This window comes from Microcoleus sp. bin38.metabat.b11b12b14.051 (assembly GCF_013299165.1).
Classification (GTDB): domain Bacteria; phylum Cyanobacteriota; class Cyanobacteriia; order Cyanobacteriales; family Microcoleaceae; genus Microcoleus.
In genome coordinates this window covers 21,313-37,417 of the sequence record NZ_JAAFKD010000046.1, presented here as the reverse complement: position 1 = coordinate 37,417, position 16,105 = coordinate 21,313, and the positions used below count along the sequence as shown (strand labels likewise).

Sequence of the window (16,105 nt, the reverse complement as noted above, 5' to 3'; positions counted from 1 at the left end):
CGTTCCGAACCTAGAGTCTTGAAACGCAGACCGAAGCCCTATCCTCGAATGCAGGAACCTCGCTCTACCTTCAAATCTAAACTGGCGCCGTGATTCAGACTTTTTCAGTGCCATTGGACTTTAGTCCGCATCAATCAAAGGACTAAAGTCCTCACTACGAACCTGGAATCAAAAAGGTTCGTAGTGAGGACTTTAGTCCGCATCAATCAAAGGACTAAAGTCCTCACTACGAACCTGGAATCAAAAAGGTTCGTAGTGAGGACTTTAGTCCGCATCAATCAAAGGACTAAAGTCCTCACTACGAACCTGGAATCAAAAAGGTTCGTAGTGAGGACTTTAGTCCGCATCAATCAAAGGACTAAAGTCCTCACTACGAACCTGGAATCAAAAAGGTTCGTAGTGAGGACTTTAGTCCGCATAAATCAAAGGACTAAAGTCCTCACTACGAACCTATGAACCTACGAACCTATATCTATTAATCCACGCCTAACAGCCTTCTCGTTTTCTCAGCTTCTTGCCTTTGAAAGTCCACAAACTTTAACATTCGGTAAAGTACCTCTATTTGCGGCAACTTAATACCTGCTTTTTGGGCTACCCGCATCGGATTGCCAAAAATCGCCTCAACTTCCAGAGGACGCGATTCATCGTAATCGATTTTCATGCTAGTGCGGTAAGGCTTCATTTTCTCAGTGTAATCTAGCATATGCGGGATAAAGTCATCGGGAATAATGCGATCGCAACTTTTGGCCCCCGCTACCACTTCCTCCATGATTTCCTTAACCAAAATCAGAGTATCCCGATTCGCCATCAGTTCGTCGGTTCGGGCATTCAAAATCACAGACAGCCCGTTATAAGGAATATTCCAAACTAGCTTTTTCCACCTAGATAATAGCAAATCCTCGCTCATTTTAATCTGAATGTGAGCGCGTTTAAAATCTCTAGCAATTTGGTGCAATCTATCAGTAATACCGATAGGTTTGTAGTCTTTCGCATATTCGCCCAACGTGATCGTACCGTAATCTAGGTGGCAGATATGACCTGGGCTAACTTTATAAGAACAGAGAAAACACAGCCCACCCACCACTCGTTCTGCACCGACAATTTTAGCTACTTCCGGTTCGGTATTCAGTCCGTTTTGCAATACTAAAACCGTGCCGTCGTCCTTTAATAAAGGAGGCAAAAGTTTTGGCAACAAATGATTTTGCGTAGTCTTGAGCGCTACAATTACTACGTCGCATTTAGGCATTTTGTGCGCTTCGTGGTAGGCGCGCACGTGGGGGAGGCTAAAGTCGCCTTCGGGAGACTCGACAATCAAACCGTGTCTTTTGACGCGCTCGTAATCGCTGCGTAGCAAAAAATTAACTTCTAAACCAGCTTTTTGCAGTCTAGCACCGTAGAATCCGCCTAAAGCTCCTGTACCGACGATGGCATAATTGCGATTTGTCATAAGTAGAAGGAAGAAGGAAGAAGGAAGAAGGAAGAAGGAAGAATGCTTAGAGCCACTCGTTTTTGATTACTCTGTGTTTTACGTTTAATTAAGTGGAACTACTTAATATAAACAAGTCAGAATAAATTTTAAACTAAACAGAAATTTCACTGTCATTCCCTGCTATTATTTAAATATTGAAGTTATCTAAAATCTCAAATCTCAAATTGCTTCATCCACAGCATTAATTCTTCGGATAGCTGTTTTCTGGTTCGCGTCACTGCATCGATGCAGACGTGCTTAGTAAGAGCTCTCGCCGTACTTCTTCCTGCAACTTCTCCAGAAAATACTTGATAGGCAATTTCAAATTCATCGCCAGCAACTTGTTTGGGCGTTAGTTGAATCGTCAGCCGATCGCCCGCAAACAGTGGGCGATAGAAATCTACACTAGCATGAATTATGGGAAAGGCAACCTCGGGATTGCTAAAAAATGCTTTGAGATTGATTCCCGATGCCGCTAGAGATGCCTCGTAGGCTTCGTGACACATCGCCAAAACGTTAGCAAAGTAAACGACTCCAGCGGCATCGGTATCTTGAAAGCGCACAGTGCGGGTGTAAGTAAAAGGCATTTGAGGTAGTCGCGGGCGATCGCCAATTAAAGCTCAATTTTACCAACCATCATATCGGTAAACCATGACTTTTGCAGCAGCGATCGGCAAACTCAGCAAGCGCTAATTTTTGATATTCTCAAACTCGCCCTCCTCACTCCTGGCCCTTCCCCTGCTTTCTTAACCTTTGTTTTTAATCAACATCACGTCTATAATCTTGAGAGCAACTTCTTCAGAAAGATCCAATGCAGAGTAAAGATCGTTCAAAAGTTGTTCTTCTTCTTCTGAAACCTCGCCATCTGCTAAAGCGATATCAGTTGTTACAGCAAAAACTGTTTCTTTAAGTTCGTCTGGAAGTGTTGCCAAAGCCGCATTAAATAGTACCTCAACTCCTTGCCGTTGTAAAATGTTCAGCAGCCGATCGAGCATTTTTCGCATCACATCATCTGGGTAGCTGCGGAAAAGTTGCATCCGAGATAGTGTCATGCTAATCGCTTTACTTTCGCTCTCATTGATGTAACCGTCGGCTGCTACGGCAATTAGGGCGATCGCCGCAAATGCTTCCGCAGGCCCTAACGTTACGTCAGTTTGTTGGCGAGTCTGCGATACTTTGTCAAATAAACCCATGATATTTTCCTCATTATTTAGTAGTGAATTCATGGAGTCCCGAGCAACTCGGGCTTTCAAGGTTTCCGTCGGCATTTCGACGATTATATCAAATCTAGTTAGTTATTTGTTATCAACAAAATTAGGAAAAAATTAAGATTTTTTGTTGAGCGATTGGGCGCTGCAAGGGCGGGTTGATTTCGAGCCTGAATTGCCTGCCATATCTCAGGCAAAACCCGCTCTGGCAGCACCTACGAGCTACTTGTCAAACAAAGCTAAATCTGCTTTCAGGAAATCAACAAACTGCCGTGCAGTGCGCCCGGAGCGCCCGTTGCGGCGAGTTGCCCATTCCTTAGCGCGGTGTTCCAAATCCTCAGGAGCGAGTTTAATGTCAGCTTGTTCTGCCAGATGTCGGACAATTGTTAAATAAGTGTTTTGATCCGCAGGTTCAAAAGTTAAAGTCAAGCCAAAGCGATCGCTAAATGAGAGTTTTTCCTGCACAGTATCCCAAGCGTGAACTTCATCACCGTCGCGGGGGCGAGGCCTGTCATCAAAAAACTCTCGAATTAAATGCCTGCGGTTAGATGTGGCGTAAACTACCACATTTTGAGGGCGGGCAGTGACATTTCCTTCTAAAACAACTTTCAGAGATTTAAAAGCATCATCGTCTTCCTCAAAAGAAAGGTCATCCACAAAAATAATAAACTTTTGAGGAACTCCGCGCAAACGATCTACAATTACAGGCAAGTCTTGCAAGTCAAATTTTGATACTTCTATCAAGCGCAAATTGCGAGAGCCAAATTCATTTAACAGCGACTTCACCAACGAAGACTTACCCGAGCCGCGGCTGCCGTACAGCAAAACGTGCAAAGCCGGATAACCAGCCAGCAAAAACTCCGTATTTTTGACTAAAGCATCGCGCTGCCAGTCGCAGCAAACCAACTCTTTCAAGTTTATGCGATCGGGATGCGAAATGCCCGACAACTGCCCGGAGCGCCACGCAAAAGCGCGATATTCGGCAAACAAGCCTGTACCAAACTTGCGGTAATATTCTGCCAGAGATTCGGCAGCGCTCGACCATTTTTCTAATTTATCGTGCAGCGGTTTCTCGGCTGGTTGTGCTACAGTTTCCGAATCCCAAATCGGAGGAATTGCGTCAAGTTGACCCGCTACCCGCACCCATTTACTCAACTGCTCGCTGCTGCATTCGTAGAGATTTTGCAGCACTTGTAAATCGTGTCTGGCGGCTTCCACCAAAGCGGGCGGCAAGGTTGCAAAATCCGCTTGCTGGGCTTGGCGAGAAAAGGGGTTTTCGTCTGTGAGAATTTGGGAAATCACGAAATCTTTCCAGCTCAAATTTTTAGCAGCCTGAACGTTGAACCAATTGCCGTAAGCTATCTGACACTCCAGACCGCTGACTTCGCTGTGGTGCAGGGCTTGCAGCAAGTCGAGAAAAGCTTGACCTACGGGGCTTTTGAGAACTGATTGATACAGCAGCAGGGATGCTGCTTGGCGTTGGAGGTAACGGATTTGAGCGATCGCAACAGAAGTTAGGGCTGACATAATGCCAATTGTATAACAGTTAGATATTCTGACTGGGTTTAATAAATTTTCTAACAATTCGTGACTCTAATTGCAGGTCTCGCTGTATAAATTGAGATGCACTTGTGAAATTTCGAGGATTAAATAATGAATTTAGGTACAGCAGCGGCGATCGGCTACGGCGCTTTAACATTGGTTGGTGGCATCATGGGTTACATCAAGGCCAAAAGCCAAGCCTCGCTGATTTCCGGCTTGATTAGCGGTTCGCTGCTGATTTTTGCCGGCACCGCACAACTCATGGGACAAACTTGGGGTTTAACATTAGCAGCAGCTATCTCCGCTGTTTTAGTAGTAGTCTTTATGGTACGGCTGGTCAAAACTCGCAAGTTTATGCCCGCTGGGATGCTGATTTTGGCTAGTTTGGCGTCTTTGGGTGCGATCGTTTACGAACTCAACGCTCAATCCATGTTAGGTTTTTGATGTGAGATTTGCGATGAACTCCAAACCCTTGACGGGGATCTTAAATTAAAGTCAAGCGATTTTTCATGTTTCGATTTTAGATTTTAGATGGACTCCACAGCCTGGACTAGAAGTTTTAACTAAAATCTAATTTAGTGTGTGTCCGTGACTTAATTTTGTGCCTTGCACAGCCTTTCTCAGAAACAGTGCGGTACGGTTGTATGTTCCGTAATTGGTAATGCAAGGACTTAAGCACGAGTACCCAGAAACCGGGTTTTTTAACTAAACTCTCACCCACACCCCTTAATGTCGGTGAAAAAACCCGGTTTCTCCAGCTAGGGTATTGCAGCCAATGACCAATGACCAATGACAGTTGACAGTTGACAGTTGACAGTTGACAGTTGGCCCGAGCGGAGTCGAGGGGTTGGCAGTTGACAGAAGAGCCCCGAGCGGAGTCGAGGGGTTGACAGTTGACAGCTTGCGAAAGAGAAGCGTTGACAGGTGACTGATGACTGATGACCAATGACCAATGACCAATGACCAATGACCAATGACCAATGACAAATGACCAATGACTAATGACCAATAACCAATAACCAATGACCACCCTTCGGCTTCGCGAGCGGGCGAGATGACCAATGACCAATGACCAATGACCAATGACTAATGACTAATGACTAATGACTGCATCAATATAATGCTGAACTTCCTTAAGTTGCTGCCGCTGGTATTCCATCCAATCTTTTTCCGCTGCTCGCTGTTCGGATGTCTCTTGCTGGTACCGCGCCTGCTTTTCTAAAAAATTATTGTAGAACATCAGCGCTTTTTCAACAGTTTGAATTGCCAGTTTCACGCGCTCCTCAAAAATTTCTAAAATTAAATTATCCACAATCGCTCCAATCACTTTACAAGACTCTTCAAAATCGATCAAACTGATGCCCATTTTGCTTTTGTGAACCAGAGTTTCTACAGGAACTTTCAGCGTTTCTCTAAAAGTCTTGCCATAAGACTCCGGCAAATATTTCAGAGGTTCCGTAAACTTCGACACAATTTCGCCCCCAATTGATTGCAGTCGTTGTCTAAATCTCGATTGACTGTAGAGGTCGAAACATTCAATACAAAATTCTATTTTTTCTATATCAATAGCTTGTAATTCTTTAAAAATCAAATTCAGTTCATTTTCAACAATCAAAATCACTCGCTCAGCCTGGTAGTCAACCTCATTCCGCAACTCTTTGTGCAGATTATCTTTTTCAAAAAAACCGATAGTATCTCTTTTAAATACTTCTTGGTTTTTATCCCACAAAAACCACTGATTTTTTAACTTTGTAGCCTTGTCGCTCCATGCTTTGCGAATTTTAACAACAGCATCATATTTGCCCTGTTTTGCTAAATTGCGAATTCTCACATCGCAGCCGCTTAGTTCGCCAATTTGCTCCCAGACATCAACAACAGAGGCTTTAGCAATTCTCGGCTTGCTATTCCAGACATCTTCCGCCTGAGATACATCTTTGAAACATACCTGAAGTAACTCCTTGAGTCTGAGGGCCGATTGCTTGATTTCCTCAATGCAAGGTTCCACATCTAGGCTGAGGTGGGTAGCTGATTGTTTAATCTCCACGGATTGATATTCGTCTGCTAGTAGTCGATCGCTAAACTGGGTAATAGCCTGGAATACCTTGAGATACTCATTCATTTCCTTTCATTCCTCCTTTCCCTAAATAGCATACAATACAGAACATCTGCCTTTTTCTATGCAAACATACTCACAACATGGATTATCTGTTCACCCCTGCAACTCAGGATCGACTCAACACTGGCAGCCTGGTACAGCCTGCCACCAAAACAGGAAAATTGCTCCCTGCTGCTAGAGATCCGGTGACAGGGGAGTTTGTGGAGATTGCAAAAATCTTTTATCCATCAACAACTGCAACTCTATCCCATCGGGGAGTTCTGGGATTGCTCGCACAGTTAGCCGGAGGCGGCCCCCTACAGCCGCTGGTGGTTCCTGCCTACGTGACAGCAGCCCCGTTGCAGCTTGCTCAAACTCATCAGGGCTTTCAAAAAATATACAGAATGCTTAACTGTCTGAAAATTAATTTGGCTGTGATGCAAGCGACGGCTGCTGTCATTGGTATTGGCGCTGTATCGAACACAGTTTTGTCAGCAGTAAACCTCGACCAAGTATTAAAAATGAGAGAAGAGGCAAAGCACCAAAAGCTAAAAATTAAAGATGGGTTTATCGATCTCAGACACATCCTCAAAGATCGGGGAGTAGAGGTGATCCAGCAGATTTTCAAGGTGGCTCACAACTCAAATTTTGAAATGTACCGCCAGAAACTGGTTAACGGTTACGATATTTTTTCTAAAGCTATCAAACGCTGCCAGTCAGCCCTGACACTACCCGATATCAAACTTCGGAATTCCGAAATTAATAGCGGGCGGGATATGTTGTTTGAGGCTCTAAAAATTTATGATAATCCGGGTTTGTTGGAGGGGCTGTGTTGTGCTGCACAACTGCGGCAAAGGGAATGTGTTTGGGCGATCGAGCTGGCGATCGGCATCACGTTTCAGTTGCAGCGCGCTTATAATATGGTGAGTTCGCGCCTGCTGGAACTGCAATCAAAAATTCGTCAAGATATTCTGACTGTCGTTAAAGGATGTCAGTCGCAATCAGAGCTAGATTTTTTATTTCCCGAAGTTACTAGAATTCTCGGTCATGACTTAAGTGTCATAGAGTTTTGGCAAAATGAGGTTGATTGGATGCAAACTTTGTCTGCCAAAGACCAGCACCAGTTAGCTAGTTTAGATAAACTCAGCGGCGAGCATTTAAAAACTAGCATTCACACTACATTTGCGGTATTAGCTGCGGAACCTTCACTTTATGAAAGTTTAAAGCAAAAGTCTCACTTCCTATCCTTGCGCGACCAGCTAGCCTTCGCTGTCGGGCCGGAACTACGCCGGGGACATGAATCTTATGTTTGTCAGCAGGCGATCGCCACTGGCTATCCAGCTTTAGCGACCTCCAACTGGGAAGCAATATCTGATTTAACTGTGACTAACCTCTACTACTTTTTTCAAATCCGAGACAACTCTACTGAAGATTTTGCCGTTGAGGAAGAAATTGAAACACCTGATTGGCACTTTCCCAAATCCTTAGAACATGAGCTGAATTACTGTAATTGAATGAAAGGCGATCTTTAGCAGTCCTGGTGCAATTATCTGTTTAAGTGGTTCCTAGGCTCCAGCGAAAGGAACTGAGATATAGAACCCATTTGACATTTTTGAGTTTTTGGGTTGGGTGACGAAAAATATAGAGAGAAACCAGTTTCTGAGATTTACGCTGCGTGGCGAGAAACCGGGTTTCTACGAGTTTTTGGGTTGGGTGACGAGAAATATAGAGAGAAACCCGGTTTCTGAGATTTACGCAAAATAGATATCAAATGGGTTCTATAGAGGAAGAGCCTCCTTTGAAAAAATGGAGGCTCTTCCTCCGGATCTGCGTTACCAGGCAGGAGCGAAAGTAACGAGTAGAATGAAATGATACCTTCTTCCTTCTTGCTTCTTCCTTCTTGCTTTTTCCTTCTTCCTTCTTCCTTCTTAGTTCAGATTACCTGAGCCACAACTTAATTGTGTTGTCTTTAGAACCGCTAGCAATAGTTTTGCCATCAGGACTAAAAGTCACCACATAAACCTCATCGGTATGTCCCGTCAAAGTATTCAGCAATTCTCCAGTATTAAAGTCCCAAACTTTAATAGTTTTATCCTTGCTCCCGCTAGCAATAAAATTCCCGTCCGGGCTGATAGCAACCGAGACAACATCATCAGAATGTCCCTTGATCGAGCGAATTAAATCTCCTGTTTCGAGATTCCAGATTTTAATACTTTCATCGTAGGAACCGCTAACAATTGTCTTGCCGTCCGGGCTGACAGCAACTGACCTCACCGCGTCGCCGTGTCCCTCAAGAGTTTTCAGCAACCTCCCCGTTGCTACATCAACAATTGTAATTTTTTTATCCTTAGAAGCGCTCACCAAACTTTTGCCATCGGGAGTGAAAGCAACAGAATAAACAAAATCTGTATGGTCTGGCAAATTCTGAACCGAATTGCCAGTTGCTGAATCGGAAATCTTGGTGGTTTTGTCGCCGCTGCCGCTAGCAACGAGTTGTCCGTCGGGGCTGAGAGCTACTGACCAAACAGATGCGGTGTGGTCGAGAGTGCGAGTAACTTGCCCAGTTTTTAAATCCCAGAGCATGACTCTCCAAAAACCTGTTCCTGTCGCAATTTTCGTACCGTTGGCGTCGAAAGCAACCGACCAAATTGTGGATGAATCCCCGGGGAATGTGCGGATGGATTTGCCTGTAGCTAAATCCCAAATTTGGAGGGTTTTGTCTTTGGAACCGCTGGCTAACATTAAGCCGTCTGGACTGAAAGCAACAGCGCCGACGGCATCGGAATGTTGGGCGAAGTTTTTGACTTTGGCGTTTTTCCAGCGCCGACCGGCTTGGCATTTTTCCTGTAAGTTTTGAGCGGAGGTATAGCTGCTGGAAGTTTTGGCAATTGTGGGGATTTGGCTGATGCAGCCTTCATAATTGCTGGCTGTATAAAGTGATTCAATTTGATTGAGTTGTTCGGCTTCTTGCTGCACTCGCTGCTGCCATTCTTGCCATTTGAGATATCCGTAAATGCCGCCGATCGCAGCTAAGAGTGCTGCAATTGTTGCTCCGGCGAGATAGGGATTGAATTTGCGAGGTGGTTTGGGTGCAATTGCTGGGGCGCTGGGGCTGTTGTGGGCGATCCTCTCCGTTGGCGTAGCCCCCGTAGGGGCGGGCTGCGCTAACGACAAATCGCCTTTTCCGTTGAGATGTACCTCCGGGGATACCGTCGAAATTGCCTGCACGCCGAGTGCAGTGTCGCTGCTGGCTGGCGGTAGTTGGGGGTTGGGGTTGCGGTGTCCCTCCAAAACTATGGCGATCGCCTTGTACAATTTACCGAATAAAGATTTAGGCACGACTAATTCTTCGATTCTGGTGGCATCTTCGTCAGTCAGCCCTAAAACTTGCTGCAAACGTTTTAACTCTTCGCGAGTTTCGGCAGAAAAGGGATATTCTTGCTGCATGGCTTCTTGCAGCGATTGTTCGTAGCGTTCGCCTTTTTGCCTGTATTTGCGGTAAGGGTTCAATACCTCATCTTCGATCGCCTCTGCTTCTTCTGGCTGCAAGTCCAAACTGACGCGCAATTCTTCTAATATTCTCCGACCGACGACTGTGATATCACCGCGACTGCTGCTGCGCCGATCGACTTCTTCGCGATAGATTGTGAGTTTGGGTATCCGCGCGCGCGATCGATCGCCAATTTTCCGCAAATCGGCTAAAGCCTCCGCCGCCGACTGGTAGCGCTCCCGAAAATCGTAGCGCACCATATTGTCCAAAACATCGGCCAGCGCTTGGGAGCAGGTGGTTAAATGGCGCCAAACAATTTCGCCTTTATTAGAATTTTTCAAATCGCGGAGTTTCGGCAAATCGTAAGCCGGCAAACCCGTCATCGCTTGGATGCCAATCATTCCCAAAGCGTAGATATCGCTGTTAAGCTGCGGGTTGTATTGAAATTGCTCGATCGGCATATATTCCAGCGTACCGATCCGCACAGTTACCGGCGCTTGTCTTTGGGCGATGTGAATTTCTTTCACCGAGCCAAAGTCGATCAAAACTAACTTGTTATCCGCATAGCGGCGGATTAAATTTGCTGGTTTAATATCTCGGTGAATTACTCCCTGCCCGTGGACAAACACTAAAATTTCTAACAGTTCCTTCAGCAAAGGAATAATTTTTTCTTCAGTTACCGGTTTTCCCGGCACAATTTCGGTGGATAGCGAGTGACCGGCAATAAAGGATTCAACTAAGAAAAATTCTTCGTTTTCTTCAAAATAAGCGAATAGCTGAGGGATTTGGTCGTGTTGGCCGAGCTTTTCTAGAACTTCTGCTTCTTTTTGGAAAAGACGGCGCGTAGTATTAATTAATTTCGGTTCGCTGGTACCGGGACGCAGGTGCTTGACAAAGCACTGCGGTTCTCCGGGACGGCGAGTATCTTTTGCGAGATAGGTTTGTCCAAATTCTCCTGTTTCTATGACTTCAATGATTTGATAGCGTCCATCTAAAAGTTGGCTCACCATGATAATAACGCAGCCTTTTTTTGGTTGATTTTCGCAAGAAACAGTTTCACAGCAGGCAGTTTTTAGTTGTAACTAGGTCAGTCGATTTGAGATTTTAAATTTGAGATTTTAGACTTAATTCACAGATGAATCTGGGAGCAAGAACTAGCGTCTAAAGTTTTAGGATCTCCACACTCACATCGCCGGAAAGCAAATACCCGTTTTTGGACTTGTCTGTTGTTTTACGTTTAAGTTGCAGATTTTTGGCGATTATTGATGGCCGCTCCACAAGTTATGTAATTTTATTTCACTGCAACGGCTGGCAAAATACTGAGTTGACTAATATCAAAGATTCTCAATCAAGTGAGGTATTCACCAGCCAATTACCAATTACCCATGACTAATCCCTACCTCCCTCACTTGACAATTGCGGTACTTTATCTTTTCAACATCTGCAAAGCTTGATATCCCAAAAAGAAAAAACCCAAAGCACCGAGTACCGCTATCGTGTCCGCCAACACATCAACTGTCAGAAATTCGCCCATTGCAATATCCTCTCTTGACTGATATCTATCCTCGGCTTTTCGGTCGCTGACTGGGTGAGGGGTAAGACCCCTTACTGCGGTAGAGCCGAAAGATGCTCACAAATTATAGCAAAGGAGGCGGCAGAAATAACTTTTTGGGCGATCGACTAGCTTTTTGTTTTAATATTTTTTAATATTTAGACAGACAAATTGTGTACGGAAATTTTGAGGTCAGTTCGCTTTGATATTGTTAACCCTGCTAATTTTTTCTTTAATCGTAAGTAGAGCTTACACTAAGAATTTGCGCCTCAGCGTCAAAAATGCGCCTCGAACCGACAGCAGCGGGGCGAAGCCCTCACCGGGGCTGGCTCGGAAAATTTCGGTAATCGTACCAGCATACAACGAAGCTGAGAATATTCGGGATTGCGCGATCGCCATTTTGGAGAGTACAGCGCTCTGGGCAGAAAACCTAGAGGTTTTGATTGTAGACGATCGCTCGACAGACGACACCAAGGCGATCGCGATCGCCCTACAACAGCAGCTCGATGACTCCCGTCTGAAGATATTAGCAGGTGAGGCGCGACCTGCCAACCAATATTGGGCGGGCAAAAACTGGGCCTGCGCCCAAGCCGTGCAGGTAGCAACCGGAGATTTCCTATTATTTATCGATGCCGACGTGCGCCTGAAACCCGGGGCGATCGAAACCGCGATCGCCACAGCCGAAACCGAGAAAATAGACTTGCTAACCTGTATGCCAGCCCTCGTTTGCGATTGTTTGGCAGAGTGGTTGGTGCAGCCGTTAATGTTCAATCATCTAGCCGTTTGCTACGACTTTACGGCGGTTAATGATGCTGCAAAAACAGACATTGCCTTTGCAGGCGGGCCGTTTATGCTGTTTAGGCGATCGGCTTACGAAAAAATCGGCGGACATGAAGCAGTTGCTGGCAAAATTGTCGAAGATGTGGAATTAGCTAGACGCATCAAACGTGCGGGTTTAAAGCTCGGACTTTATTCGGGGGGAAATTTGGCGTCCGTGCGGATGTATCGGTCTTGGAACGCATTGTGGGAAGGCTGGACAAAGAATTTGTATCTCGGTGCTAACCGCAGTTGGGGCTTGATGGTTTACATGGCCGCAATTATGTTTTTTCTTTATCCGATGCCGTGGTTGGCGTTAGGTATTTTGCTGGCTAACGGTGAAATTGCCAACATCATTACCAATTACCAGTTACCAATTACCAGTTACCATTTGCCGATAACCTTGTTAACTATTTGTTTGTGTGCGATCGTAATTTCGTACCATTACACTTTGCGCCGTTTGGGTGCCGAAATTTCTGACTGTTCGACGAAATACTGGTGGTTGGGAGGTTTGGGGGGTGCGTTAGTGGCGGCAATTGCGATCGCTTCTGCGATTAAAACTGAAACCGGTTGGGGATGGACTTGGCGCGGCAGAGCTTTGCAAATCAATAGTTAATCCCCGATTTTGTATTCACACAAATTAGTAGTAGGGTGCGTCAGATTTGAGATTTGCAATCAGCATGAAAAGTCTCAGGCTGACGCACCATTAATTCCGGGGGTGCGTCAGCCTGAGATTGTTCGTTTGTTCCGAAAATAATCTCAGGCTGACGCACCCTACGTTTGCTTTGCAAATCAACAGTTAATCCCCGATTTTGTATTCACACAAATTAGTAGTAGGGTGCGTCAGATTTGAGATTTGCAATCAGCATGAAAAGTCTCAGGCTGACGCACCATTAATTCCGGGGGTGCGTCAGCCTGAGATTGTTCGTTTGTTCCGAAAATAATCTCAGGCTGACGCACCCTACGTTTGCTTTGCAAATCAACAGTTAATCCCCGATTTTGTATTCACACAAATTAGTAGTAGGGTGCGTCAGATTTGAGATTTGCAATCAGCATGAAAAGTCTCAGGCTGACGCACCATTAATTCCGGGGGTGCGTCAGCCTGAGATTGTTCGTTTGTTCCGAAAATAATCTCAGGCTGACGCACCCTACGTTTGCTTTGCAAATCAACAGTTAATCCCCGATTTTGTATTCACACAAATTAGTAGTAGGGTGCGTCAGATTTGAGATTTGCAATCAGCATGAAAAGTCTCAGGCTGACGCACCATTAATTCCGGGGGTGCGTCAGCCTGAGATTGTTCGTTTGTTCCGAAAATAATCTCAGGCTGACGCACCCTACGTTTGCTACAAACCTTTTTTGCTAAACCTCATTTTTCTGCATAGACTAAAGCCGGTACGCGTTTGTAAGTAGCACCATTAATTCCGGGGGTGCGTCAGCCTGAGATTGTTGGTTTTTTCCGAAAATAATCATAGCTGACGCACCCTACGTTTACTACGAACCTTGCTTGATTGCTAAACCTTATGCTTCTGCATAGACTAAAGCAGGTACGCGTTTGTAAGCAGGTGTGCCGGATCGCTCTTCAATCTCCGGGTGAAAAATGACATTAACTTCAGGATAAAACATCAAAGCAGCACCTTCACGAACCGCCCCGTAAATCACCTCGACATTTTCCATTTTTCCCACGTTTCCCTGTACCGTCACCCGCTGATGTTGTTGCAAACCCGCGCTTTCTGCATCGGTGCGATTCATCAAGATGCAGTTGCGGTGCGGAATTCCCCGGTATTTGTCATCAATTTGGTAAACCACAGTATTGTGCTGAGAATAGCTGCGCCCCGTCATCAATGCCACAACTAAACCGCGCACCGATTCCGAGCCACCAAAGTCTTGGATTTCCGGTAATTTTAGCACTGGTAAAGGCGCCACAAACATTTTGGCTTTGCCGGAATCAGTGGGAAATTTCGGCTCGTTAAAAATCCGCCCGCTGATGGTGAATTCCTCTTTTGTTTCATCAATTGTTGCCATTTTTTCAAACCCGGGAATGGTTTTGGCAATCAATTGCCGCACGTACTTGGTATCTTGAAGCTGGCGCCAGTCTACCGGATAAGTGCCGTGAATTCTGGCTGCCAATTCTGTGAAGAAATGGACTTCGGGAATCAAATCAGAATCTGTGAGATGAGTTTCTCCTTCATCATTGAAACGCACAAAGTTATTGCCTGATTCTACGGTTGTTTTATAGGGATTTTCAAAGCGATTTAGCACCGGTAGCACAATTGTATTGTGCTTTGCCAATCCGCTAAAATGTCCTAAATTTGGTTTGGTTGCGAGGTAAATAATAGTTTCTATCTTGCCTAAAGCGCGTTTGGCTTCAGTTGAATCCGGGTTCGCGCCGTACAAGTTGCCGCCCAAACAGATTAGGGTATCGACTTTGCCTGCATCTGCTGCTTCAATGAGCGATCGAGTATTGTAACCTTTAACAGCGCTCAGGGGACGCCCCAATAACTGTTCGAGAGTATGTTGGATTTCTTTTTTCAGCTCCACAGTCACGCCCATAGAGCCGAATCCTTGGACGTTGGAATGTCCTCTCACGGGCATTAATCCCGCCCCTTCTTTGCCGACATTTCCCGTCATCAAAGCAGTGTTGGCGATGCTAAAAACATTATCTACGCCATTTTTTTGTTGGGTAATTCCCATCGCCCAACCGAAGACAACCCGCTTGGAACTACCGATGATTTTGGCGGCTGCCTCAATTTCTGCTTGGGAAACTCCGCAAGTTGTAGTAATAGTTTCCCAGTCGGTTTCGCGGGCGTGTTCCACTACTGCTTCCCAGCCTTCAGTGTGGGCTTGCAAGTATGTTTCGTCTAGCAATCCTTGTTCGATTACCGACTTTTGAATGCCGACCAATAGCGCAGTATCGCTGCCGGGAATTGGTTGCAAGTACAGCGAGGAAATATCGGAACCTGGGATGAGCGACTTGACGGGAAATGCCGGGGAACCAAATTTTACTAACCCGATTTCCATCACCGGATTGATGACAATTATTTTACCGCCTTTGTCGCGAATTTTAATCAACTCGTTCATCAAGCGGGGATGGTTGTAGGCAGAATTGCTACCCGCGAGCACGACGCAATCTGCTTGCTTCAAGTTTTCTAGACTCACTACCGAGGTGCGGGTGCCGAACATTTCGTTTAGCCCGGTTGTCGAGGGAGCGTGGCAGAGATCCGAACAATCTGCTAAGTTGTTAGAACCGATCGCCCTCATCAACAATTGCAGCAAAAAAGCCGCCTCGTTAGAAGAGCGACCAGAACTGTAAGATGCCACTCGTTCGGGGGTTTTGCGAAACGCAGCCTCGGCAATTTCATAGACTTCTTGCCAAGAAATGCGATCGTAATGAGACGAACCAGCCCGCAAAATCATCGGATAACTCAACCTTCCCAGCCTGTCTGCTTCCCTAGAAGTTAATCGCTGGAGTTCTGCAATACTGTGCTGTTCAAAATAGTGAGCCTTGACAGCAGGTTTAATTTCAGCCGAGATTGCTTCAACACTTTTCATGCAGCGCTGAAGTTTTTCGCCCTCTTCATTAGTAAAACCTCCTTTCTGGCCGCCAGTGCCCCAAGAACAGGACAAACAAGCACTTTTGTGCAACAAAGTCTTCCAAAGTTTCGGGCCTTCCGGCGACAAAGTATGCTCTGCCCAATATTCAATTATGGGCAAACCGCCGCCGATGTCTGGCGTTTCCTCATTCTTCTCGCTAAATGGCGGAACGGGTTGGATATTTTGGGAGTTGGTGTCCATACGGTTTACCTTTTGTTTTAATTGCGAGTTGATGTACAGTTAAGTTTATTACTATAATTTACCGCAAACTTACAGCACAAAAAATTAGTCAATAGATAGATGTTTTAATCGCAATTAAACTCTTAGTTCGTAGTGAGGACT

11 protein-coding genes are annotated in these 16,105 nt (G+C 45.5%); 4 read left to right on the top strand and 7 right to left on the bottom strand.

The window, feature by feature from the left end:
* Window positions 1-475: 475 nt before the first annotated feature.
* The 4 genes from QZW47_RS28570 to QZW47_RS28555 form a co-directional block, all read right to left on the bottom strand.
* Window positions 476-1,447: a putative 2-dehydropantoate 2-reductase gene (locus QZW47_RS28570; RefSeq protein ID WP_293135342.1), complete on the bottom strand. Its 972-nt coding sequence runs from the start codon at window positions 1,445-1,447 to the stop codon at window positions 476-478.
* Window positions 1,448-1,641: 194 nt separating this feature from the next.
* The gene (locus tag QZW47_RS28565) at window positions 1,642-2,055 is read right to left on the bottom strand and encodes a thioesterase family protein (protein ID WP_293135339.1); all 414 of its coding nucleotides are present in this window, start codon (window positions 2,053-2,055) and stop codon (window positions 1,642-1,644) included.
* Window positions 2,056-2,214: 159 nt separating this feature from the next.
* Entirely contained in the window at window positions 2,215-2,661 is a 447-nt protein-coding gene (locus tag QZW47_RS28560; protein WP_293135351.1) for a tellurite resistance TerB family protein, read from the bottom strand.
* A 237-nt stretch (window positions 2,662-2,898) separates the two neighbouring features.
* Window positions 2,899-4,203: an ATP-binding protein gene (locus QZW47_RS28555; protein ID WP_293135337.1), complete on the bottom strand. Its 1,305-nt coding sequence runs from the start codon at window positions 4,201-4,203 to the stop codon at window positions 2,899-2,901.
* Window positions 4,204-4,329: 126 nt separating this feature from the next.
* Here QZW47_RS28555 and QZW47_RS28550 point away from each other — a divergent pair, with 126 nt between their 5' ends.
* Window positions 4,330-4,662: a TMEM14 family protein gene (locus QZW47_RS28550; RefSeq protein ID WP_293135334.1), complete on the top strand. Its 333-nt coding sequence runs from the start codon at window positions 4,330-4,332 to the stop codon at window positions 4,660-4,662.
* 649 nt (window positions 4,663-5,311) lie between these two features.
* Here the strand turns inward: QZW47_RS28550 and QZW47_RS28545 are convergent.
* Window positions 5,312-6,337, bottom strand: a complete 1,026-nt coding sequence (locus tag QZW47_RS28545) for a hypothetical protein (RefSeq protein WP_293135331.1) — start codon at window positions 6,335-6,337, stop codon at window positions 5,312-5,314.
* Between the two features lie 77 nt (window positions 6,338-6,414).
* Here QZW47_RS28545 and QZW47_RS28540 point away from each other — a divergent pair, with 77 nt between their 5' ends.
* On the top strand, window positions 6,415-7,827 hold the full coding sequence (locus QZW47_RS28540; protein WP_293135328.1) for a hypothetical protein: 1,413 nt from the start codon (window positions 6,415-6,417) through the stop codon (window positions 7,825-7,827).
* 424 nt (window positions 7,828-8,251) lie between these two features.
* Here the strand turns inward: QZW47_RS28540 and QZW47_RS28535 are convergent, their stop codons facing one another.
* A complete protein-coding gene (locus QZW47_RS28535; RefSeq protein WP_293135325.1) occupies window positions 8,252-10,813 on the bottom strand; it encodes a protein kinase in 2,562 nt (853 codons plus the stop codon).
* A 242-nt stretch (window positions 10,814-11,055) separates the two neighbouring features.
* Here QZW47_RS28535 and QZW47_RS28530 point away from each other — a divergent pair, with 242 nt between their 5' ends.
* On the top strand, window positions 11,056-11,196 hold the full coding sequence (locus QZW47_RS28530; protein WP_293135322.1) for a hypothetical protein: 141 nt from the start codon (window positions 11,056-11,058) through the stop codon (window positions 11,194-11,196).
* 361 nt (window positions 11,197-11,557) lie between these two features.
* Window positions 11,558-12,787, top strand: coding sequence for a glycosyltransferase family 2 protein (locus tag QZW47_RS28525; protein WP_293135319.1), 1,230 nt, complete (start codon window positions 11,558-11,560; stop codon window positions 12,785-12,787).
* Window positions 12,788-13,690: 903 nt separating this feature from the next.
* Here the strand turns inward: QZW47_RS28525 and QZW47_RS28520 are convergent.
* Window positions 13,691-15,964, bottom strand: coding sequence for an FdhF/YdeP family oxidoreductase (locus QZW47_RS28520; protein WP_293135316.1), 2,274 nt, complete (start codon window positions 15,962-15,964; stop codon window positions 13,691-13,693).
* Between the last annotated feature and the right edge of the window lie 141 nt (window positions 15,965-16,105).

Coding starts and splice junctions, on each gene's coding strand:
- QZW47_RS28520 (WP_293135316.1), bottom strand. CDS start 15,964: ATGGACACCAACTCCCAAAATATCCAACCCGTTCCGCCATTTAGCGAG.
- QZW47_RS28550 (WP_293135334.1), top strand. CDS start 4,330: ATGAATTTAGGTACAGCAGCGGCGATCGGCTACGGCGCTTTAACATTG.
- QZW47_RS28555 (WP_293135337.1), bottom strand. CDS start 4,203: ATGTCAGCCCTAACTTCTGTTGCGATCGCTCAAATCCGTTACCTCCAA.
- QZW47_RS28570 (WP_293135342.1), bottom strand. CDS start 1,447: ATGACAAATCGCAATTATGCCATCGTCGGTACAGGAGCTTTAGGCGGA.
- QZW47_RS28565 (WP_293135339.1), bottom strand. CDS start 2,055: ATGCCTTTTACTTACACCCGCACTGTGCGCTTTCAAGATACCGATGCC.
- QZW47_RS28535 (WP_293135325.1), bottom strand. CDS start 10,813: ATGGTGAGCCAACTTTTAGATGGACGCTATCAAATCATTGAAGTCATA.
- QZW47_RS28545 (WP_293135331.1), bottom strand. CDS start 6,337: ATGAATGAGTATCTCAAGGTATTCCAGGCTATTACCCAGTTTAGCGAT.
- QZW47_RS28560 (WP_293135351.1), bottom strand. CDS start 2,661: ATGGGTTTATTTGACAAAGTATCGCAGACTCGCCAACAAACTGACGTA.
- QZW47_RS28540 (WP_293135328.1), top strand. CDS start 6,415: ATGGATTATCTGTTCACCCCTGCAACTCAGGATCGACTCAACACTGGC.